At 53.9% G+C, this 21,033-nt stretch carries 18 protein-coding genes, 1 other RNA gene and 1 pseudogene; 6 read left to right on the top strand and 14 right to left on the bottom strand.

All coding sequences use genetic code 11. From position 1 onward, the window contains the following. The first annotated feature begins 7 nt into the window (after nucleotides 1-7). Nucleotides 8-226: a hemolysin expression-modulating protein Hha gene (gene hha / locus F3J37_RS12895; RefSeq protein WP_034828137.1), complete on the top strand. Its 219-nt coding sequence runs from the start codon at nucleotides 8-10 to the stop codon at nucleotides 224-226. Between the two features lie 128 nt (nucleotides 227-354). Here the strand turns inward: hha and ffs are convergent. Further along, nucleotides 355-451: signal recognition particle sRNA small type (gene ffs, locus F3J37_RS12890), an RNA gene on the bottom strand. A gap of 176 nt (nucleotides 452-627) precedes the next feature. Here ffs and F3J37_RS12885 point away from each other — a divergent pair. Beyond that, the gene (locus F3J37_RS12885; RefSeq protein ID WP_097117484.1) at nucleotides 628-939 is read left to right on the top strand and encodes an MGMT family protein; all 312 of its coding nucleotides are present in this window, start codon (nucleotides 628-630) and stop codon (nucleotides 937-939) included. 190 nt (nucleotides 940-1,129) lie between these two features. On the opposite strand, the gene F3J37_RS12880 is transcribed toward F3J37_RS12885, so the two are convergent. Further along, complete coding sequence (locus F3J37_RS12880) at nucleotides 1,130-1,687, bottom strand: YbaY family lipoprotein (RefSeq protein WP_034828134.1); 558 nt, start codon at nucleotides 1,685-1,687, stop codon at nucleotides 1,130-1,132. Nucleotides 1,688-1,891: 204 nt separating this feature from the next. Here F3J37_RS12880 and tesB point away from each other — a divergent pair, with 204 nt between their 5' ends. Further along, on the top strand, nucleotides 1,892-2,755 hold the full coding sequence (tesB, locus tag F3J37_RS12875; protein ID WP_058962377.1) for an acyl-CoA thioesterase II: 864 nt from the start codon (nucleotides 1,892-1,894) through the stop codon (nucleotides 2,753-2,755). 71 nt (nucleotides 2,756-2,826) lie between these two features. On the opposite strand, the gene amtB is transcribed toward tesB, so the two are convergent. The 5 genes from amtB to F3J37_RS12850 form a co-directional block, all read right to left on the bottom strand. Beyond that, entirely contained in the window at nucleotides 2,827-4,116 is a 1,290-nt protein-coding gene (gene amtB / locus F3J37_RS12870; RefSeq protein ID WP_038648536.1) for an ammonium transporter AmtB, read from the bottom strand. Nucleotides 4,117-4,149: 33 nt separating this feature from the next. Beyond that, a complete protein-coding gene (gene glnK / locus F3J37_RS12865) occupies nucleotides 4,150-4,488 on the bottom strand; it encodes a P-II family nitrogen regulator (RefSeq protein WP_007886947.1) in 339 nt (112 codons plus the stop codon). A gap of 259 nt (nucleotides 4,489-4,747) precedes the next feature. After that, nucleotides 4,748-6,523, bottom strand: a complete 1,776-nt coding sequence (locus F3J37_RS12860; protein WP_166933735.1) for a SmdB family multidrug efflux ABC transporter permease/ATP-binding protein — start codon at nucleotides 6,521-6,523, stop codon at nucleotides 4,748-4,750. After that, complete coding sequence (locus F3J37_RS12855) at nucleotides 6,516-8,285, bottom strand: SmdA family multidrug ABC transporter permease/ATP-binding protein (protein WP_166933734.1); 1,770 nt, start codon at nucleotides 8,283-8,285, stop codon at nucleotides 6,516-6,518. The genes F3J37_RS12860 and F3J37_RS12855 overlap by 8 nt, the downstream gene beginning before the upstream one ends. Nucleotides 8,286-8,309: 24 nt before the next feature. Continuing rightward, entirely contained in the window at nucleotides 8,310-8,771 is a 462-nt protein-coding gene (locus F3J37_RS12850) for an Lrp/AsnC family transcriptional regulator (RefSeq protein WP_034828126.1), read from the bottom strand. A 115-nt stretch (nucleotides 8,772-8,886) separates the two neighbouring features. On the opposite strand from F3J37_RS12850, the gene F3J37_RS12845 reads away from it, so the two are divergent. Continuing rightward, nucleotides 8,887-9,927: a PLP-dependent cysteine synthase family protein gene (locus F3J37_RS12845; RefSeq protein WP_166933733.1), complete on the top strand. Its 1,041-nt coding sequence runs from the start codon at nucleotides 8,887-8,889 to the stop codon at nucleotides 9,925-9,927. 153 nt (nucleotides 9,928-10,080) lie between these two features. Here the strand turns inward: F3J37_RS12845 and cof are convergent, their stop codons facing one another. After that, on the bottom strand, nucleotides 10,081-10,902 hold the full coding sequence (gene cof / locus F3J37_RS12840) for an HMP-PP phosphatase (protein WP_166933731.1): 822 nt from the start codon (nucleotides 10,900-10,902) through the stop codon (nucleotides 10,081-10,083). A 93-nt stretch (nucleotides 10,903-10,995) separates the two neighbouring features. Here cof and F3J37_RS12835 point away from each other — a divergent pair. Continuing rightward, nucleotides 10,996-12,711 (top strand): annotated as a pseudogene (locus F3J37_RS12835) (SgrR family transcriptional regulator). Nucleotides 12,712-12,737: 26 nt separating this feature from the next. After that, nucleotides 12,738-13,433 carry a 7-cyano-7-deazaguanine synthase QueC gene (queC, locus tag F3J37_RS12830; RefSeq protein WP_058962234.1) on the top strand — a complete coding sequence of 232 codons (696 nt, stop codon included), beginning with the start codon at nucleotides 12,738-12,740 and terminating at the stop codon, nucleotides 13,431-13,433. Between the two features lie 209 nt (nucleotides 13,434-13,642). On the opposite strand, the gene F3J37_RS12825 is transcribed toward queC, so the two are convergent. From F3J37_RS12825 to clpX, 6 genes are all read right to left on the bottom strand, one after another. Next, complete coding sequence (locus F3J37_RS12825) at nucleotides 13,643-14,050, bottom strand: acyl-CoA thioesterase (RefSeq protein ID WP_058962233.1); 408 nt, start codon at nucleotides 14,048-14,050, stop codon at nucleotides 13,643-13,645. A 101-nt stretch (nucleotides 14,051-14,151) separates the two neighbouring features. After that, a complete protein-coding gene (locus F3J37_RS12820) occupies nucleotides 14,152-14,475 on the bottom strand; it encodes a ComEA family DNA-binding protein (protein WP_034828115.1) in 324 nt (107 codons plus the stop codon). 139 nt (nucleotides 14,476-14,614) lie between these two features. Then, entirely contained in the window at nucleotides 14,615-16,483 is a 1,869-nt protein-coding gene (gene ppiD, locus F3J37_RS12815) for a peptidylprolyl isomerase (RefSeq protein WP_166933784.1), read from the bottom strand. 237 nt (nucleotides 16,484-16,720) lie between these two features. Beyond that, the gene (gene hupB / locus F3J37_RS12810; RefSeq protein ID WP_034828113.1) at nucleotides 16,721-16,993 is read right to left on the bottom strand and encodes a nucleoid-associated protein HU-beta; all 273 of its coding nucleotides are present in this window, start codon (nucleotides 16,991-16,993) and stop codon (nucleotides 16,721-16,723) included. A 213-nt stretch (nucleotides 16,994-17,206) separates the two neighbouring features. Then, nucleotides 17,207-19,561 (bottom strand): endopeptidase La, encoded by a 2,355-nt coding sequence (gene lon / locus F3J37_RS12805; protein ID WP_034828111.1) that lies wholly within the window; start codon nucleotides 19,559-19,561, stop codon nucleotides 17,207-17,209. Nucleotides 19,562-19,747: 186 nt separating this feature from the next. Beyond that, a complete protein-coding gene (gene clpX, locus F3J37_RS12800; protein WP_034828109.1) occupies nucleotides 19,748-21,019 on the bottom strand; it encodes an ATP-dependent protease ATP-binding subunit ClpX in 1,272 nt (423 codons plus the stop codon). Nucleotides 21,020-21,033: the final 14 nt, after the last annotated feature.

Genomic DNA, 21,033 nt, shown 5'->3' with positions numbered 1-21,033 from the left:
TTTATTTATGAGCAACCAAGCCTTAACCAAAACAGACTATTTGATGCGACTGCGTCGTTGTCGCTCAATTGACACCCTTGAACGGGTGATTGAAAAAAACAAGTACGAATTATCTGACAACGAACTCGCGGTATTTTATTCTGCGGCCGATCATCGTCTCGCTGAACTGACGATGAATAAGCTTTACGACAAAGTACCGGTTTCTGTCTGGAAGTTCGTCCGCTAACTATTTTTACCCGCTGTTCGTTACGCCATCTTTTCCCTTCAGGGAATGATTCACAGGCAAAGGAGTGCCAGCGTTTCGCTGTGTACTGATTTCTTGAGGATTTTTTCGGGGAGTAGAAATGGTGGAGGCCCTGCCAGCTACATCCCGGCACACGCGTCGCCTGCTGCGGCTGCTTCCTTCCGGACCTGACCGAGTTCACAAGTTAGCGTTGCGGGAGAACCAACAGGGCCCCCATTGACGAGCTCTCTTTCGAAAGCGCAGGCATTATCAAGTAACCCCCTGGCAATTGCAAGCGCAGGCCGGGTGACCGTTGTTTTCTTGAACAGCTTGCCAGTAAAACCCTGATTCTCGCCCTCCCGGCATGTTAAAGTCGCCATTTATTCGCTGAATCCGGTGCGTGTATGAATGACACAAGCAATTTCTCCGAGCGCGTCTGGCAAATCATTGCCGCGATCCCCAGAGGCAAAGTCACCACCTACGGCGATATCGCCCTGCTTGCCGGTTCACCGCGCGCAGCCCGACAAGTCGGCGGCGTATTACGTCGCTTACCCGAGGGCAGCAAATTACCGTGGTTCCGCGTCATCAATCGCCATGGCCGCATTTCTCTGCAAGGCGATGATCTCTTCCGCCAGCGCGATGCGCTGGAAGCCGAAGGCATCGAAGTCAGTGATGCCGGTGAGATTGAATTAGAGAAGTATCGCTGGGAGTACTAAGCGCACCCCTGCTGAGGTGCGGGCAGGCAACACTGTGGAGTAAAGCGTCACACGCCAGGGATGGCGTGTGCCGAGCGATCAGGGACGAGACAGCGACTTTACGCAACAGTGTTGCCTACCCGTACACTCCCCCGTCCCAGTTTTTTACATGCTTCCCAGGCAGTGCGCCCAGACTAGCACCGAGTGATTTTCACATACTCGTCGGCGCAGGCACCGAAGCAGAAGGCACCACCTGCGTTGGCGACGTTGACGGCACTGTCGTCGCCGCGCCTGGCGTGGTCTGCATCGCCATATTGGTCACAGGCACCAACAGCAGTTCCGCTTTCGTACCGCCCTGATTAATCACCGGCTTCACAGTATCGGTAATGAACGCCAGTTTGCCATCAATAGCGATAGCCGCACTTAACAGAATACGCGCATTCGGCTGAATATCGGCCGGGTTAAACGGCAGCACAAACTGGAACGGCGCCTGTTTCCCTTCAGTGCGCACCACATGCTGCGCCAGCACTTTCGATGGTGCATCGGCCAGTGAAGCGTCGGACAGCGTAACGGTCAGCACCGCATCCGGCGGCAACGCAATGCGCTGACGAATGTACACCGAACCACTAACATTAGGCTGCGTAATCGCAGCCTGCTGCCCCGCAACGGCGGAGCCCAGCGTTGGGGTGGCTACCGGCTTACTGTGATCGGCACAGCCAGCCAATGCTGCCGCCAGCGTCACACCGCTAATAACGTGCCAGAGTTTCATCGATGTCGTCTCCTTATGAACACTATGATTGTCGGCGGACAAATTGTCGGGTAGCTTTTCAACCGCCGAATGCCCTTAATTCTGGCACAAAAAACCGGATTGCGCCCAAAAGCGCTGCCAGCTCGCTGAAATCACGGCAAAATCATTGACGGAAACTGGTCGGATCTTTCACACTGACGCGATTGCCCCCCAGAGGAATCTGCTATGAGCCAGGCACTGCAAAACCTGCTTAATTTACTCGATCTCGAAAAACTCGAAGAAGGCCTGTTTCGCGGCCAAAGTGAAGATCTCGGCCTGCGCCAGGTGTTTGGCGGCCAGGTCGTCGGTCAGGCGTTATACGCAGCAAAACAAACCGTGCCGGAAGAGCGCATCATCCACTCGTTCCACAGTTACTTCCTGCGTCCTGGTGATAGCGAAAAAGCCATCATTTACGATGTCGAAACCCTGCGCGATGGCAAAAGCTTCAGCGCGCGTCGTGTCAGCGCGGTGCAAAATGGTCACCCCATTTTCTACATGACAGCCTCATTCCAGGCACCCGAAAGCGGATTTGAGCACCAGAACAGCATGCCGTCGGTGCCAGGCCCGGACAATCTCCCCTCGGAGCAGGACCTGGCACAAAAACTGGCAGCCCATTTGCCGCTCAAACTCAAAGAAAAGTTTCTCGCTGAACGTCCACTGGATATCCGGCCGGTGCAAATCCATAACCCGCTCAAGGGCCGTGTTGATGAGCCGATGCGCCAGGTGTGGATTCGTGCCAACGGCAAGCTGCCGGACGATCGCCGCATTCATCAATACCTGCTGGGTTACGCCTCGGATCTCAACTTCCTGCCTGTGGCACTACAGCCGCACGGTAAAGGATTTTTAGAGCCTGACATGCAGGTGGCGACGATTGACCACTCCATGTGGTTCCACCGCCCGTTCGACCTCTCAGAGTGGTTGCTATACAGCGTGGTGAGCACCTCAGCTTCAGGTGCACGTGGGTTTGTACGTGGGGAGTTCTACACGCAGGATGGGACACTGGTCGCAACCACCGTTCAGGAAGGCGTCATGCGCCAACGCGACGCATAAAAAAAGGGGCGATATTATCGCCCCCTCGTCTTTTTATAATTTTAGCGCACTGCTCTTCTACCGCGCATTTCTTACTGGTTGTAAGCGTTCTCGCCGTGGCTGTTCACATCCAGACCTTCACGTTCCTGATCTTCTGGAACACGCAGGCCAACGATCATATCCGCCAGTTTGAAGCCGATGAAGGCGACAACACCTGACCAGACAATGGTCACGCCGCAGCTGAAGAGCTGAACCCAAACCTGATGGCCCATGGTCACGCCTTCTGCGTAGCCCACGCCGCCCAGTGAAGAGGAGGCGAACACACCGGTCAGAATACAACCCAGGATACCGCACACGCCGTGCACACCGAACACATCACACGGGTCATCCACACGCAGCCATTTCTTCAGGGTGGTCACACCCCAGATACCTGCCAGGCCACCGGCCAGACCGATAATCAGCGCGCCGCCGACACCGACATAACCACAAGCCGGGGTGATAGCAACCAAACCGGCGATAAAGCCAGAACACGCACCCAGCAGAGAAGGTTTGCCACGCATTGCCCACTCACCGAACACCCATGACAGCACCGCACCTGCAGTCGCCACAACAGTATTCAGGAAGGCCAATGCTGCGATTTCGTTAGCTGAAGAAGCAGAACCGGCGTTGAAACCGAACCAGCCCACATACAGAATCGCAGTACCGGTGAAGACCATTGGCAGGTTGTGCGGCTTGAACGCTTCTTTACCGAAGCCAGCACGTTTGCCCACCAGATAAGCACCCACCAGACCCGCAACGGCTGCGTTGATATGAACAACGGTACCGCCAGCGAAGTCCAGCGCGCCGTCTTGCGCCAGCAGACCGCCAGCCCACACCATGTGTGCGATTGGCAGATAAGAGAGCGTCAACCAGACCACCACAAAAATCAGTACTGCTGAGAAGCGAATACGTTCAGCAATCGCGCCCACAATCAGGCCCACGGTGATACAGGCGAAGGAAGCCTGGAACGCGACGTGAATATACTGATAGAAGCTGCCCATCACCGCTTTCAGCTCGATATTTTTCAGCATCGCCCACTGGAAGTTACCGAAGAAGGCGTTGCCCTCGCTGAAGGCCAGTGAATAACCGTAAATCACCCACAGCACGCAGACTAATGCGAAGGTCACGGCAACCTGGGTCAGCATCGACAGGACGTTTTTACCGCGAATCAAACCGCCGTAAAACAGGGCGATGCCCGGAATCGTCATAAACAGTACCAGAGCGGTACAGATCATCATAAAGGCGTTATCCGCTTTGTCCGCAACGGCAGGTGCTGCCGCCATGGCCAGAGACGGTAACAGTGCCAGGCTGGTGAGGCCCAACTTAGTCATCATTTTATTCATTTCTTTCCATCCCATCACAATTCAGAGCCCCAGTTACAGTGCTGCTTCGTCGGTCTCGCCGGTACGAATACGAATAACGCGCTGCAGTTCTGCGACGAAGATTTTGCCGTCGCCAATTTTGCCGGTGTAAGCGGCTTTGCTGATGACATCCACCACTTCATCGAGTTGATCGTCCGCAATCGCGATATCAATTTTAACTTTTGGCAGGAAGTTCACGCTGTACTCGGCACCGCGGTAAAGCTCTGCGTGACCTTTCTGGCGACCAAACCCCTTCACTTCGGTAACAGTCAGTCCCTGAATGCCAATGGAGGATAAAGCTTCACGCACGTCCTCCAGCTTAAATGGTTTGATTACCACGGTAACCAGCTTCATACGTTCCCCTCCAGATAATAAATTGAGTGAGTCTCGCGGACACGAGGAGATATAAGCAAACGCTGTGCCATAAATGAAAAAAGGTGAGCAGTCAGTGGTCTGGACGCGCTGTATCGCACTTCGTTATGTGATGGGTGGCTCAGTTTGGAAACAGGACAAAAGAAAGGTGTTGCAATATTGCACCCCTTTGGTGCTTTAAGCCTCAAAGAAGTGCATCAATACAGAACAATCCGATAAATCTGCGCAAAAAAGGTGCAATTCACCCTTCTGCTTGCGCGGGTATGCTCGCCGCGAGTTCATCACCCGCCTGCTGTAGCTGATACATCTGCCAGTAACGCCCCTGTTGAGCCAGCAACTGTGCATGCGTGCCCCGCTCGGCAACCTGACCACGGTGCAACACCAGAATCTGATCCGCTTCAGTGATGGTAGAAAGACGGTGCGCAATCACCACCAGCGTGCTGTGCTGGCGTAGTGCACGCAGCGCATGCTGAATCGCCTGCTCGGTACCGGAATCGATGTTGGCAGTCGCTTCATCAAGAATCAAAATTTGTGGCAGCGAAACCAGCACTCGCGCCAGCGCCAGCAACTGTTTTTGCCCGACCGACAGATTGTTGCCTTGTTCACCCAGCCGCGTATGAATGCCCTCTGACATCGATCGTGCCAGCGGGGCGAGCTGCACTTTTTCCAGTGCCTGCCACACCTGCTCTTCCGGGATATCGCGTCCCAGCCGCACGTTGGCTAACAAGGTATCAGCCAGCACCACCGGATCCTGCTGCACCATCGCGACGCTTTGCCGCAACGCTTCATGCGTCAACTGCGGTAAGGGGCGACCATCCAGCTCGATGCTACCGCGTGTCACCGGGTAATATCCCATCAGTAAATTCGCCAGCGTACTTTTGCCACTGCCTGTATGCCCCACCAGCGCCACAAAACCGCGCGCCGGAACCTCCAGACTAATGTGGCTCAGCACATCCCGATCATCGCGGTAGGCAAAACTGACATCGTGCAAGGCAATGCGCCCAGAAGCCAACGGCTGATTATCGCCACCGTAGCCCTGTTGTGTGGCATCCATCAGTTCGAAGATACGCTCGCCCGAAACCACCGCCTGCTGCAGCATCGATTGCTGCGTGGTGAGCTCAATCAACGGTTCATTCAGGCGTCCCAGATAGGTAATGAAGGCGTAAAGCACGCCAACCTCAAACACCCCGGGCGTGGCAAAGCTGAACAGCATAAGCAGCCCACAGAGAATCACCGCCGAAAATAGACTCAACAGCGGACGCAACAAGAAACCGTCCAGTCGCAGAGTTTCCATGCGCGCCAGATAGTGTGAGCGGCTGGCCTCGCCCATGCGTTCACCAAAGCGCGCCTGCTGGCGAAACTGCTGGATCACGCTCATGCCGTTGATCACTTCATTGAAACCATTATTGATATCCGCCAGATAGCTACGCACACGACGTGCAATCGGCGTGCTGTAACGCTGATAAATCAGCATCACCGTGAGTACCAGCGGGAAGATGACAATCGCCACCAGCGCCATGCGCCAGTCGAGCGAGAACATCGCCACCAGCATTGCGCCAATCAGTGCCGCACTGCGCAGCACGGTGGCTACTACCGTGACGTAGAGATCTTTAATCACTTCAGTATCGTTGGTGACGCGCGAAATAATCTGCCCCACCGGCTGGGTATCGAAGGCACTAAGCGGCTGACGTAGCGCCGCGTTCATCACGTCCACGCGTAACTGCTGCACCACACCAATCGCCGCGCGGTTAAACAGCAGCGCCTGGAAATAGTGCAAACCCGCAGCCAGCAGTTGCAGCAAAATAAAGCACACCAGCAGCCCGATGGCGATGGCCCAAGGCATTTGGTGTTTCGCCACCAAATTATCAATGAAGTAGCTCACCAGCACCGGACCGGTGACTTCTGCCGCCGCCGCGATCCAGAGCATGCCAACCGCCAGCCACAACGATTTTCGCCAGGGTTTACCGTATGACAGCAGGCGTTTCAGGGTTGGCCACAAACGTTGCGATTTAGCCATGATTCGCCTCCTCTGCGATTTCATCTTCATCCAGCGCCGCTTCGAGTTGCTGATAGCGGTACATATCGCGATACCATCCCTCTTTCGCTAGCAGGCAGTCATGATCGCCGCGCTGAGTCACCGCACCTTGTTGCAGCACCAGAATTTCACTGGCCTCGGTCAACGCCGATAAACGATGCGCACTGATGATCAATGTGCGGCCTTTGCCCCACTGCCGCAGGTTGTGCAGAATTTCATGCTCTGTGCGACCGTCCACCGCGGATAGTGCATCGTCGAGGATCAGGATTTCCGCATTCAGCAACAGCGCGCGGGCAATGGCAATACGCTGTTTTTGACCGCCAGAAAGCATCACACCGCGCTCACCCACTTCAGTGTCATAGCCCTGCGGCAGACGCAGAATGTCATCGTGTACACAGGCCATGCGCGCCACACGCTCAATTTCTTCCTGAGACGCATTCGGACGCCCCAGTGCCAGGTTATTGGCCACGGTATCGGAGAACAAAAATGGCGTCTGGCTCACCACCGCCAGCCGACTGCGCCAGCTATCAAGTCGCAGCTGCGTTAGCGGCAGGTTATGGTAGCGAATGTCACCCTGGTCGATGTCGAAATGACGTTGAATCAGACTCAACAGCGTGCTTTTACCACAGCCTGTTGGACCGCACAGCCCCAACATTTGCCCCGGTTTCAGTTGAAAATTAACATGGCTCAGCGCCGCGCCTGCGTTGGCGGGATAATGGAATTCACGAATGGCGACCTGTAAATCTCCAGCGTCGGCGGGCAGGACTTTCTGCCCATCCTCCACCGCCGGCGCTTCCGCCAACAGCGCGCGAATACGGCTCCATGCCGCGCTCCCACGTTCAACGATGTTGATCATCCACGCCAGCGCCAGCATCGGCCAAATCATCAGTCCCAGATACATCACGAAGCTGGTGAGCTGACCCAGCGTCAAACTACCGTGCCACACCATCCAGCCACCACCCGCAATCGCCAGCAGGTTAGAGAAACCCACGGCGATGTAAATGATGGGATCGAAACGTGCATCAACTCGCGCCACATGCAGGTTTTTCTTGCCGGTGTCGCGCGCAATGTCAGCAAACTGTTGCGATTGATGATCCTCCAGGCCAAAGGCTTTGATCATGCGAATGCTGGTGAGGCTCTCCTGTGTTTGGTCGTTCAGGCTGGAGAACGCGGCCTGGGCCACTTTGAAGCGCTGGTGCAGACGAGAACCATCTTTCTGAATGGCAATCGCCATCAGCGGCATCGGGATTAGCGCCAGCAGCGTCAGCTCCCAGCTGATTTGCACGCTCATCACCACCAGCACCACTAAGCCCATCACCAGCGAATCCACTAGCGTCAGGACGCCCTCACCGGCGGCAAACACCACGCGATCCACATCATTGGTGGCGCGTGCAATCAAATCACCAGTGCGATGACGCAAGTAGAACGCCGGATGCTGGCGACTCAGCTGGCGATAGAAATCTTCGCGTAATTCAACCGCGAGCTGGTAGGACGCACCGAACAGCAGCACGCGCCAGACATAGCGCAATAGATAGACGATGACTGCCGTCACCAGCATCACGCCGATCCACATGAAAATTTTGCCGCTACTTAAAGTGTGTTGCGTCACGCCATCAACAATCACGCCGACCACATGCGGCGGCAGCAGTTGCAATAACGCAATCACAATCAGCAAGCTGACGGCACCCAGATATCGCCGCCACTCGCGCAGGAAATACCAACTTAATTGGCTGAATAATCGCACAAGACGCTCTCTTTATGTGCCCGTTCAGGGCGCTACCGGCAACGCGGTGGTGTATTTAATCTCTTCCATGGCGAAACTGGAGGTCACATCAATCAGGCCTGGCACGCCATTCACCAGACGTTTATAAAATGCATCGTAACTTTTCATATCGGCCACCTGGATGCGCAGCAGATAATCGTACTCTCCGGCCATGCGATAGAATGCCATCACTTCAGGCATCTGCTGTACCACGGCAACAAATTGCTGAAACCAGTCGCTGCTGTGCTGTTGTGTTTTGACAAACATGAAAGCGGTGAGAGAAAGGCCCATCTTCTCCCCATCCAGCAAAGCCACGCGCGCACGAATAATGCCATCATCTTCCAGCTTTTTCAGGCGTTTCCAGCACGGCGTGGTAGTGAGATTCACCGCATCCGCCAAGGCCTGCAGTGATAATGTGCAATCCTGTTGCAGTATCGCCAGCAAAGTGCGGTCAGTTTTATCTAGCATTCGGCGCTCCAGGAGAAAAATTTTCTCTTATTCGGGCATTATACCCGGATTAAAGCAACCTTATTTTCCTGCCAGTGCCTTACACTGTGCACAATAATGATTACGGATTCGTCACATGCAAACGCCCTGGGTTCGCCACGCCATCAATGAAATTAACGCCGATTTTCAACGCTCTGCGGATACGCATCTTATTCGCTTTGCGCTGGAGGATTTTCCGGGCATCCGCTTTTACCTCAAAGATGAAAGCACCCATCCGAGTGGCAGCCTGAAGCATCGCCTGGCGCGGTCGCTGTTCCTGTATGGGTTGGCCAATGGCTGGATCCGCGAAAATACGCCTATCATTGAGGCGTCATCCGGTAGCACGGCGGTGTCAGAAGCCTATTTTGCGCGTTTGTTGGGTCTGCCATTTATTGCCGTGATGCCCGCCAGCACGGCGAAACGCAAAATTGAAATGATCCGTTTTTACGGCGGCGAGTGCCATTTCGTTGCCGATCCTTGTCAGCTGTATAGCGAATCGGAACGTCTGGCGCGTGAACTCAACGGTCATTTTATGGATCAGTTCACCTATGCCGAGCGCGCCACCGACTGGCGCGGCAACAACAACATCGCAGAAAGTATTTTCCGTCAGATGGCGCATGAACCTTTCCCGGTGCCGCATACCGTAGTGATGAGCGCGGGAACCGGCGGGACTTCGGCCACACTGGGCCGCTATATCCGTTATCAAGGGCACGATACGCGTCTGCTGGTGGTGGATCCGCAGCACTCCGTGTTCTTTGATTTCTGGCATAGTCGTGACAGCGCGCTGCGCAGCGATCGCGGCAGCATGATTGAAGGCATCGGACGTCCGCGTGTGGAGCCGTCGTTTTTACCGGATGTGATCGACGAAATGATCAAAGTACCCGATGGCGCGACAGTGGCTGCGATGCTTCATCTGGAGAAAATTCTGGGTCGTCGCCCTGGCGCTTCAACCGGCACCAACTTCTGGGGCATGCTGCAGGTGGCGAAACGCATGCGGGAAAATGGCGAGCAAGGTTCGCTGGTGACACTACTGTGCGACAGTGGTGAGCGTTATCCGGACACCTATTACAACCCAGAGTGGGTCGCGCAGCATATCGGGGATATTCAGCCGTGGCTGCGTGAGTTTTACCCTAAATAATTCGAATTGCAGGAAGGCGGCAAACGAGAGCATCCCGATGAGCTTACTGGAGTAAGTGATTCGGGTAAACGAGTGCAGCCAACGCACCTGCAATTCGAAGTATGACGGGTATGCAATAAAAAACCGGACATCCTGTCCGGTTCACTGTAAGCCTCAGCATTCGGGGGAATAATCGAGGTGTGGTGTGCTCATCCAGTGATTTAAGTAATGAGACACCGCCTGTGTCTCGCAATGTCCAATAATCGGTAAATGCGGCAGCGACGATTTCAATTGATGCATGGCGTTGCCCATGATGAACCCGCTGCCAACGCGCTCCAGCATTTCGCGATCATTCATCGCATCACCAAACGCCATACAATCCGCCATTGATAGCGACAGATGCTGGCACAGATGCGCCAGCGCCGCGCCTTTGTGGCAGTCCAGCGGCAGAACTTCCAGACAATCCCATGCGGAAAAACAGATATTGGCGCGCTCACCCAGGGCTTGCTGCAACTCTACTTTTAACGCCTGCAGCATCTCATGCGGCGCAATAAAGCAAATTTTGGTCACCTCATGCGCCGACATCTGACGCAAATCGCGCAGCTGATAATGGAAGCCGCTCATCACGTGTGCTTCCAATGCTCCCAGCAACGGTTTATCGGTGAACCAGCCCTCATCGTTGAAAATATGAATTGATGCAGGCGTTTGCCAATGCGTGTGGATCACCTCTTCGGCTACAGAAGAGGACAGATCACAGCCAAACAGCTGCTGACCTTCCAGATCGTGAATGCGTGTGCCATTGCCGGTGATCAACCAGGCCGGCAGGGTGAGCTGTTCACGTACCACCTGCACATCCATCAGATGGCGGCCCGTGGCAAAGGCAATGGTGATATCGCGCTGATGCAAGGCATGCAGGGTGTCGATGGTTTCATCCCCTAACCGATGCGTCGGCAGTAACAACGTGCCATCCATATCAAATGCCGCGAGGCGAGCCATGCAATTTCTCCTGTCTGAGTGAGGAATCTACTATCGCCTGGTAATTACGGAACTAATAGTGAATACTTTCAGGAAACTGTTCCGGATTTAGCCATGCGCCAACTTCATCGGGTTAATCAATTTCAGCGCCTGTGGCAACTCAGCCAGGGCGAGCCTCTGCGTTTGAGCGTAGCCGCCATGGCACAACACTGTTTTTGCAGTGAGCGCCATGTACGTACCTTATTACGCCAGTGGCAGGATGCAGGCTGGCTGCACTGGCGCGGCGAGTCCGGTCGCGGAAAACAAGGCGAACTGACATTTCTGATCTCACCTGAACAACTTCGCCAGCAGCTGCTAACCCAGCAACTGGAAGCGGGCGAAGCGATACAAGCGTTGCAGGTACTGGATCTTCATCCTGAGCGGCTGGTGAAAATGCTGCGGCCGCTGATGGGCGGCCAATGGCAGAACCAGGCACCGGTGCTGCGCATTCCCTATTATCGCGCGATGGAGCCGCTGCGGCCGCTGCGTCTAACCGGAAGGGCTGAGCAGCACCTGGTACGGCAGATTTTCTCTGGCCTGACGCGCTTTAATGGCGACGATGTAGAAGGTGATCTTGCGCATCACTGGCAACATGATGGCAGCGGCTGTGACTGGTATTTCTAGTTACGACCTCAGCTCAGCTGGCACAACGATGAGCCAATTCAAGCTGCGCAGCTGGTTGCTCAGTTACAGCAGATTATGCAAACCGTGCGCGGCAGTCGCCTGCTGGCCTCTATCGAACGCATTGAGGCGCCACATCCGCTGGCTCTGCGTATTCAATTGCGTCAGAGCGACTACTGGCTGCCGCAGCGTCTGGCACATCAATACTGCCTGCTGCCACATCCTGATGCAGTGGATATAGGCAGTGGCCCCTGGAAGCTGACCCATTTCACCGATGAGCTGGTTCGCCTGGAAAGTCATGCCCGCTGGCATCTGCAACGACCGCTGATTCAGGTGGTGGAATACTGGATTACTCCACAGCTGTTTGCCCATGGTCTCGGCACCAGCTGTCGCCACCCGGTGCAAATCGCCATTGGTGATCCTGACGAGCTGGACGCATTGCGCCCGGTCGATCACAGCATCAGCCTCGGCTTCTGTTATCTGGCACCGCGCATTTCCGCCAGTTTCACTGCTGCTCAGGCAACAACACTGATTGCATTAATACAACACAGTGGCGTGATTCAGCAGTTACCGTTGGATGAAGGCTTGATTTCCGCGAGCAAGGAGTTGCTGCCCGGTTGGCCCGTTCCCTCTGCCGGGATGACCACTGTCAAACTACCTGAGAGACTGACACTGCACTACCATCTCCCTATCGAACTGCATGTGATGGCGCAGGCGCTGGTGCCTTTGCTGGCCCAACAGGGCTGCGAATTAACCTGCGTTTTTCATGATGTGAAAAACTGGCGTGACGATATCGACCTGAGCGATGCCGATGTGGTGATGGGTGACCGTTTAATTGGCGATGCGCCGCTGTTTACCCTGGTGAACTGGCTGGAGAACGATCCCGTATGGACTCCCTTACGTGCCCCGGTACTCCAAGCGCCACTCATCGCTATCGCCCATCAGCCCGACCCAGAGCAACGCGCAGCATTAACACAGCAATTGTTCCAGCAGCTGATGGGTGACGGACATCTGTTGCCGCTGTTTAACTATCGCTATCAGGTGTTTGCCCCGCCCGGCGTTGAAGGCATCCAGCTCAATACATTGGGCTGGTTTGATTTCACCCGCGCCTGGATTCCACCGCCCGCAACCGCAGGGACTGTTCAGCCCGCGCCCGAGCCAGTACCATAGACGCACTGATTTTTGGGGAAATTGAGATGAAACGAGCCGTTGTCGTATTCAGTGGCGGACAAGATTCCACCACCTGCTTGATTCAGGCACTGCAGCAGTATGATGAAGTGCACTGTGTCACCTTCGATTATGGTCAGCGCCATCGCGAAGAGATTGAAGTCGCGGCAGAACTGGCGCACAAACTGGGGGCGCGTGCACACAAAGTACTGGATGTGACGCTGCTCAATGAGCTGGCAGTCAGCAGCCTGACGCGCGATAACATTCCAGTGCCCACTTACGATCCTGACGCCAGCGGGTTGCCGAGCACTTTTGTGCCGGGCCGCAATATTCTATTCCTGACCTTAGCCTCTATCTACGCCTATCAGGTGGAAGCCGAGGCGGTGATTACCGGTGTCTGCGAAACAGATTTCTCCGGCTATCCTGATTGCCGCGATGAGTTTGTCAAAGCGCTCAACAATGCCGTGAGTCTCGGTATGGCGCGCAACGTTCGCTTCGAAACGCCACTGATGTGGCTGAATAAAGCGGAAACCTGGGCGCTGGCCGATTACTGGCAGCAGTTGCCACTGGTGCGGGCGGAAACCCTGACCTGTTATAACGGCGTGAAAGGCGATGGCTGTGGTGAATGCGCGGCTTGCCATCTGCGCGCGCGCGGGTTGGCGGATTATCAGGCTAATGCTTCAGCCGTCATGGCAGCGATGAAACAAAAAAGCGGCCTTAACTGATTGCGCTAAATCGTTGGCTCGCAGTGATTGCGCGGCCTGGCTGGTTGGGAGGGTTTAGCTGATTGGCTAGCAGGAAATAATTGAGCTGCTTCGCTAGCAGGAACTGATTGAGCGTCTTCGTTCGCTGCAACTCATTGGGCTACTTAACTAGCTGGAACTTATTAAGCGGCTTCGCTGGCTGGCGTTTCTGACGCCAGCTCTCTCCGCTGTTAATGGCTTTCTACCATCAATGCCGACAAACGGTCGCGCAACTCCCCTTCCATCGGTACCGCTTTTTGCGTACGCAAATCGATGCAGACGAAAGTTAACGCGGCGTCTGCCACCACGGTGTTATCACCCGCCAGCAGCACGCGCTGCGAAATAATGCCACTTTTGCCATTCAACTGTGACACTTCGCTCTCAATATGTAATACGTCGCCCAGCACCGCCGGACGACGATAGTTAATATTGATATTGACCACCACAAACGCCAGCTTCTGATCCATCAGCCAGTGAAAAGCATCGACATCCTCCAGCCATTGCCAGCGCGCCTCTTCCAGAAACTCGAGATAACGTGCGTTGTTCACATGCTGATAAACGTCCAGATGATAGCCGCGTACTTTGATTGTGGTTTGCATTGTTGCTCCTGTTCAGACTGTGAATGCCAACTGGTATGACCTGTTGAGCATAGCACAGCCTGATTGGGTGCTTTATCAATCCTTCAAAGTCGCGACCCGCCTCACAGTTTCAGGCGATCGCTGTTACGTTCGACCAGCGCATTGCCGATGCCCGGTATTTCCTTAAGCTGATCGATGGCGGTAAACGGACCATATTGCTCGCGGTAACTGACAATCGCCTGAGCTTTCTTCAGGCCGATGCCGTTCATTGCGGCTGCGAGCTGTTCAGCGCTGGCTTGATTGATGCTGACCTGTCCCTCTTGCGGCGAGGATACTTGCGTCGCCTGCGTTTCGCTGGGGCTTTCGGCCGCGGACAGTCCGGTGGTATAGAGTGCGCCACCCAGCGCCAGCGTGATACATAGAGCGCGAAAAGTTGATTTCACCATGCTGTGTTTCTCCTTGTGTTTGACAGCCACAGCAGAGTGTCACAGCGTGTTTTCAGGCTCAAAAGGGCAATTCCAGAAATGGAAAAGGCCGCAGAAGCGGCCTTTGAGTGTTGCAGCGGATTCACATTTTTTGTGAGGCTTACTGGTTTTGTGCAGCCGCGCCGTATTTGATTTTCGCGTCTTTGCGCAGGTTTTCCAGCAGCGCTTCAAACGCAATCTGTGCGTTATTCTGCGTCACGCCTTTCACCATCTCATCAATCTGCGCCTGCGGCATATTACCCGGGCTGACTTTATCCAGTGCGACCAGCACCACGTTGCCCTGCATATCTTCGCTCACGCCCCAGGACGGTTTGTTCTCCGCGGGTTGTGGCAAGTTAAAGGCAGACTGCGCAACCGGATCTTGTGCATTACGATCAAAGGATTTGCTGGCGCTCAGGGTCAAGCCTGCCGCTTTCAGCGCATCTTCTTTACCGGCTTTCAGATCAACCAGCAGCTTATCGGCCTGAGCTTTAGCCTGCTGTGTCGCTTTGTCATGCTTCAGGGTATCGGCAATCTGCGCTTTCACCTGATCCAGCGGTTTAACGGCCTCAGGCTTGTGCTCGCTGATGCGCAGCACGAATGCACGATCGCCATCGACGCTGATGATGTCAGAGTTATTACCCGGCGCACCGTTTTGGCCCACCAGTCCACCGTTGAAGATCGCCTGCTTGACCTGATCGAAATCGAGTTCAGCCGGAACATTATCACGCGTGATCCAGCCGGTTTCCGTGACTTTCAAACCGGAAGCCTGTGCAGCACCCGCCAACGACTCGTTGTCATTGCTGGCCGCTTCACTGACTTTCTGCTGCAGCTTGTAAAAGGCGTCGACTGCTTTTTCCTGCTTCACCTTGTCAGCAACGGCGTCATGGATCTCAGCCAGCGGCTTAATCTGCTCGGCCTGGATATCATCCAGACGTACCACCAGGAAACCGACTGAAGATTTGATCACGCCAGACAGTTGGCCTTTCTGCGTCAGGTTGGCATTTTTCAGCTCATCCGGCGTGGTGCCCGGCTCCAGCCAACCCATATCGCCGCCTTTGCGTGCCGAAATTGGGTCAATGGATTTGCTTTTTGCCAGCGTGGCGAAGTCTTCACCCTTCTTCAGCGCTTCCAGAACGGCATTGGCATCCGCTTCAGTTTTGGTCTGAATCACGCTGTAGCGATTGCGCTGCGGCTGTGAGTAGTCAGCTTTGTGTTGATCGAACCAACTCTGAATGTCCGCTTCGCTCACGGTTTCCTGCATGCTGGCAGCATCCATTTTGATGTAGCTGACGCGGAACTGCTCAGGTGCCATGAAGCTGTTCTGATGCTGCTGGTAATACTGATTGATCTCATCATCACTGGCCGTTTGTTTCGCTGCCAGCGCGTTAACATCAATCACCGCCTGACGAATTTCACGCTGCTGCGAGACCAGGTCTACCAGCTTGCTGGTTTCACCTTTCAGCATGAAATCGGTATTAGCGATGGCATTGATCAACTGCTGCGTAGCTAACTGCTTGCGCAGTGCCGCCGCGTACTGATCCGGCGTAAAGCCCATCTGAGTGATTAAGCCGTTGTATTTCGCGTTATCAAACTTGCCGTTAGTCTGGAAAGCTTTTTGATTGAAGATCGCCTGCTTGATCTGATCATCGCTAATGCCAATCTTCAGATCTTTGATGTATTGATCAAGTAACGCCTGATCAATCAGCTGAGACAGCGCCTGCTGACGCATCTGCTGCATGTAACCTTCATTGCTGGCCAGCTGTGAGAATTGATCGCCCAGCATCTGCTGCTGACGATTACGCTCGTTGTTAAAGCCCTGCTCAAGCTCTGCACGGCTAATTTCATGGCCATTAACTTTGGCGGCATAATCGCTGCCACCGCCGATCAGGTAGTTGCCCACCCCGGTCAGTACGAAAGACAGGATGATCAATCCCAGAATGATCTTGAGCACGACATGATTCGACGCCGCGCGTAAATTGTCCATCATGGTATGACAACACTCCGCTGTAGTGTGAATGTAAAGCTCTGACACGATGTCATCATCGTGCAACTGCTGTTCAGGCTGGCAGTTGGCAACCATGCGGAGACAATAGCCTGTGGCCATCGCCGCGCATCAAGAATAAAAAAGGCACATCAAAAATGATGTGCCCGTATGTTACATGAGAACGGCTTTTTCGTCCTCAATCCATAGAAGAAAATGCTTCAATGGATGTGTCAGCGGTCATTAATTGACTGAGTCTTTCAGTGCTTTACCTGCACGGAAGCCCGGAACTTTACCAGCCGGGATGGTGATCTCTTTACCGGTTTGCGGGTTACGGCCTGTACGAGCAGCACGCTCACGTACAGAGAAAGTACCGAAACCAACCAGTGCCACTTCATCACCGCCTTTCAGCGCGTCAGAAACGGAGCCCATGAATGCATCTAACACACGTCCCGCTGCTGCTTTAGAAATGTCAGCGTCTGCAGCAATTTTGTCGATCAACTGTGACTTATTCACTCTATTCATCCCCTCTTTTATTATTCACATCGCACCCGCGCTTCCCGCCCGGTGCGAACGCGCAGCCAGTTATATCAAGCCTGTGGAGCTGAAACAACGGTATTCATCTTAATCGTTGATTCAACAGCCCCCTAAATTAGCGGCACAAAAAAAAGCTGGCAAGCACCATTTGGCCTGCCAGCTTCGCTTTTTAACGGTTTTTGCCGTTAATCACTATTTTGCCGTCGCAACCTGCATGCCGTAAGGCGCATTTTCCAGTGCCAGGTTCAGCACTTCTTCAATACGCTTCACAGGATGGATGGTCAGATCGGCAATCACGTTCTGAGGAATCTCTTCCAGATCGCGCTTATTTTCATCCGGGATTAACACGGTTTTGATGCCACCGCGATGCGCGGCCAGCAGCTTCTCTTTCAGACCACCAATCGGCAACACCTGACCGCGCAGAGTGATCTCACCTGTCATCGCCACATCAGAGCGCACCGGGTTACCGGTCAGACAAGAAACCAGCGCCGTACACATGGCTATACCGGCACTTGGACCATCTTTCGGCGTTGCCCCTTCCGGCACGTGCACGTGGATGTCACGTTTCTCGTGGAAATCCCCGTTGATGCCGAGTTTCTCCGCACGTGCGCGAACCACTGTCAGCGCCGCCTGGATAGACTCCTGCATCACTTCACCCAGTGAGCCGGTGTAAGTCAGTTTGCCTTTACCCGGTACGCAGGCGGTTTCAATGGTCAGCAAATCGCCCCCCACTTCCGTCCATGCCAGACCGGTGACCTGACCTACGCGGTTTTCAGTGTCCGCTCGACCATAATCAAAGCGCTGCACGCCCAGGAAGTCGTGAAGGTTTTCACCATTAATCTTGATGCTCTTCTTACTTTTGTCCATCAGCAGCGTTTTCACTGCTTTACGGCACAGCTTGGAGAGTTCACGTTCCAGACTACGCACGCCCGCTTCACGGGTGTAGTAACGGATAATGCCGATGATGGCGCTATCGTCAACACTGATCTCTTTTTCTTTCAGTGCATTACGTTCAATCTGTTTCGGCAGTAAGTGCTGTTTGGCGATATTCAGTTTTTCATCTTCGGTATAACCCGAGAGACGAATCACTTCCATACGATCCAGCAGCGGTGCCGGGATGTTCATGGAGTTAGAGGTCGCCACAAACATCACATCGGAGAGATCGTAATCCACTTCCAGATAGTGATCGTTGAACGCAATGTTCTGCTCTGGATCCAGCACTTCCAACAGTGCCGAAGCCGGATCGCCACGCATATCGGACGACATCTTATCGATCTCATCCAGCAGGAACAGCGGGTTCTTCACACCAACTTTCGCCATTTTCTGGATCAGTTTGCCCGGCATAGAACCGATGTAAGTACGGCGATGTCCACGGATTTCCGCTTCATCACGTACACCGCCTAACGCCATACGCACATATTTACGGCCGGTGGCTTTCGCGATCGACTGACCCAACGAGGTTTTACCCACGCCTGGCGGTCCGACGAGGCACAGAATCGGGCCCTTAATTTTGCTAACGCGACTCTGCACCGCAAGATACTCAAGAATGCGGTCTTTCACGCGTTCCAGACCGTAATGATCGGTATCCAGCGTTTCCTGCGCCTTCAGCAGGTCTTTTTTCACTTTGCTGCGCGCGACCCACGGAACCTGAACCATCCAGTCGATATAACCGCGTACCACGGTGGCTTCTGCAGACATCGGCGACATCATTTTCAGCTTCTGCAGTTCTGCTTCGGCTTTTTCGCGCGCTTCAGTCGGCATTTTTGCCGCTTCAATTTTACGTTTCAGCGCTTCGTATTCGTCCGGCGCATCATCCATCTCGCCCAGCTCTTTCTGAATGGCTTTCATTTGCTCATTCAGATAGTACTCACGCTGGCTTTTCTCCATCTGCTTTTTCACGCGATTGCGAATGCGCTTCTCAACCTGCAGCAGATCGATTTCGGATTCCATCATCGCCATCAGATATTCAAGACGTTCGTTGATGTCGGACATTTCCAGCACTGACTGCTTATCAGCCAGCTTCAGCGGCATATGCGCTGCCACGGTGTCGGCGAGACGCGCCGCATCGTCGATGCTGTTCAGTGAGGTCAAAACCTCAGGAGGAATTTTTTTATTCAGTTTGATGTAGCCTTCAAACTGATTAATCGCCGTACGCACCAGCACTTCCTGCTCACGCTCTTCAATTTCCGGCGAGATCAGGTATTCGGCCTGGGCAACAAAATGGTCGCCATTATCAGCCAGTGTGGTGATGTGCGCACGCTGCAAGCCTTCAACCAGCACTTTCACCGTGCCATCGGGCAGCTTGAGCATCTGCAATACGGAAGCGACGGTCCCTACAGAGAAGAGATCGTTAATACCAGGTTCATCCGTTGAAGCCTCTTTCTGGGCAACCAGCATGATCTTCTTGTCATGATCCATTGCCGCTTCGAGGCAACGAATCGATTTTTCCCGACCAACAAACAACGGAATTACCATGTGCGGATAAACCACCACGTCGCGCAAAGGCAACACGGGGATTTCAATGCGTTCAGAACGCTCAGGATTCATAGAGCTCTCTCTTAGTTTAATGTCCGCCAGGTGATGGGTACCGCGTAAAAGAAGTTTGCAGTTCAACCCACAGGATATTGAGTATATGGGGATGCTTGGTCGACATTCAATGTCAGGGGAGAGAGAAAAACAAAAGGGGAAACATTTTCCCCTTTTTTAAGATAACAACATGGTTAGATTGTTTATTTATTCGCCAGAAGCCTGAGCTTCGTGCTTACCATAAATCAACATCGGCTCGGATTGACCGTCAATCACTGACTCATCAATCACCACTTTTTCCACGTCATCCATCGATGGCAGATCGTACATGGTTTCCAGCAGCGCACCTTCTACGATAGAACGCAGACCACGCGCGCCGGTTTTGCGTGACATCGCTTTCTTAGCGATCGCCGTCAGCGCTTCATCACGGAACTCCAGCTCCACACCTTCAAGGTTAAACAGAGCCTGGTACTGTTTGGTCAACGCATTCTTCGGTTCGCGCAGAATCTGAATCAGGGCTTCTTCACTCAATTCACTCAGCGTCGCCACCACTGGCAGACGACCAATGAATTCTGGAATCAGACCAAATTTGATCAGATCTTCTGGCTCAACCTGCGACAGCAACTCGCCTTCGCTGGCTTTTTGCGATTTACCTTTCACCGTAGCGCCGAAGCCGATACCGGATCCGGTTTCCACGCGCTGGGAAATCACTTTGTCGAGGCCAGCAAAAGCACCACCACAAATGAACAGGATCTTAGACGTATCAACCTGCAGGAACTCCTGCTGTGGATGCTTACGTCCACCCTGCGGCGGAACCGCAGCAACGGTCCCTTCGATAAGCTTCAGCAACGCCTGCTGAACGCCTTCACCGGAAACGTCTCGCGTGATTGACGGGTTATCTGACTTACGAGAAATCTTATCGATTTCATCGATATAAACGATACCGCGCTGTGCTTTCTGCACATCGTAATCACACTTCTGCAGCAATTTCTGGATGATGTTTTCCACATCCTCACCCACATAACCGGCTTCGGTCAGGGTGGTGGCATCCGCCATGGTGAACGGAACATCCAGCAAACGCGCCAGGGTTTCAGCCAGCAAGGTTTTACCGCTACCGGTTGGACCGATCAGCAGAATGTTACTTTTGCCCAGTTCGATTCCATTACTGGTATCGCCGTTGCGCAGACGTTTGTAGTGGTTATAGACCGCTACCGCCAGCACTTTTTTCGCCCTTTCCTGACCGATGACGTAATCATCTAAATGATGGCGGATTTCATGCGGTGTCGGCAGTGCACTGCGCTCACGGTGCGGAGCCACTTCTTTAATCTCTTCGCGAATGATGTCGTTGCATAAATCAACACATTCGTCGCAAATATACACTGACGGCCCGGCAATCAGCTTACGGACTTCATGCTGGCTTTTGCCGCAGAAAGAGCAGTACAGCAACTTACCTGAACCGTCTTTGCGCTTATCTGTCATCAGCTAACCTCTTT

This window comes from Candidatus Pantoea communis, from assembly GCF_011752685.1.
Taxonomy (GTDB): domain Bacteria; phylum Pseudomonadota; class Gammaproteobacteria; order Enterobacterales; family Enterobacteriaceae; genus Pantoea; species Pantoea communis.
The sequence above is the reverse complement of the archived record's forward strand: the minus strand, read 5'-3'. Positions and strand labels throughout refer to the sequence as shown.

What these genes read in the sequence shown, in the direction of transcription:
- hha (WP_034828137.1), top strand. Translation starts at nt 8, where the DNA reads ATGAGCAACCAAGCCTTAACCAAAACAGACTATTTGATGCGACTGCGT.
- F3J37_RS12885 (WP_097117484.1), top strand. Translation starts at nt 628, where the DNA reads ATGAATGACACAAGCAATTTCTCCGAGCGCGTCTGGCAAATCATTGCC.
- F3J37_RS12880 (WP_034828134.1), bottom strand. Translation starts at nt 1,687, where the DNA reads ATGAAACTCTGGCACGTTATTAGCGGTGTGACGCTGGCGGCAGCATTG.
- tesB (WP_058962377.1), top strand. Translation starts at nt 1,892, where the DNA reads ATGAGCCAGGCACTGCAAAACCTGCTTAATTTACTCGATCTCGAAAAA.
- amtB (WP_038648536.1), bottom strand. Translation starts at nt 4,116, where the DNA reads ATGAATAAAATGATGACTAAGTTGGGCCTCACCAGCCTGGCACTGTTA.
- glnK (WP_007886947.1), bottom strand. Translation starts at nt 4,488, where the DNA reads ATGAAGCTGGTTACCGTGGTAATCAAACCATTTAAGCTGGAGGACGTG.
- F3J37_RS12860 (WP_166933735.1), bottom strand. Translation starts at nt 6,523, where the DNA reads ATGGCTAAATCGCAACGTTTGTGGCCAACCCTGAAACGCCTGCTGTCA.
- F3J37_RS12850 (WP_034828126.1), bottom strand. Translation starts at nt 8,771, where the DNA reads ATGCTAGATAAAACTGACCGCACTTTGCTGGCGATACTGCAACAGGAT.
- F3J37_RS12845 (WP_166933733.1), top strand. Translation starts at nt 8,887, where the DNA reads ATGCAAACGCCCTGGGTTCGCCACGCCATCAATGAAATTAACGCCGAT.
- cof (WP_166933731.1), bottom strand. Translation starts at nt 10,902, where the DNA reads ATGGCTCGCCTCGCGGCATTTGATATGGATGGCACGTTGTTACTGCCG.
- queC (WP_058962234.1), top strand. Translation starts at nt 12,738, where the DNA reads ATGAAACGAGCCGTTGTCGTATTCAGTGGCGGACAAGATTCCACCACC.
- F3J37_RS12825 (WP_058962233.1), bottom strand. Translation starts at nt 14,050, where the DNA reads ATGCAAACCACAATCAAAGTACGCGGCTATCATCTGGACGTTTATCAG.
- F3J37_RS12820 (WP_034828115.1), bottom strand. Translation starts at nt 14,475, where the DNA reads ATGGTGAAATCAACTTTTCGCGCTCTATGTATCACGCTGGCGCTGGGT.
- ppiD (WP_166933784.1), bottom strand. Translation starts at nt 16,483, where the DNA reads ATGATGGACAATTTACGCGCGGCGTCGAATCATGTCGTGCTCAAGATC.
- lon (WP_034828111.1), bottom strand. Translation starts at nt 19,561, where the DNA reads ATGAATCCTGAGCGTTCTGAACGCATTGAAATCCCCGTGTTGCCTTTG.
- clpX (WP_034828109.1), bottom strand. Translation starts at nt 21,019, where the DNA reads ATGACAGATAAGCGCAAAGACGGTTCAGGTAAGTTGCTGTACTGCTCT.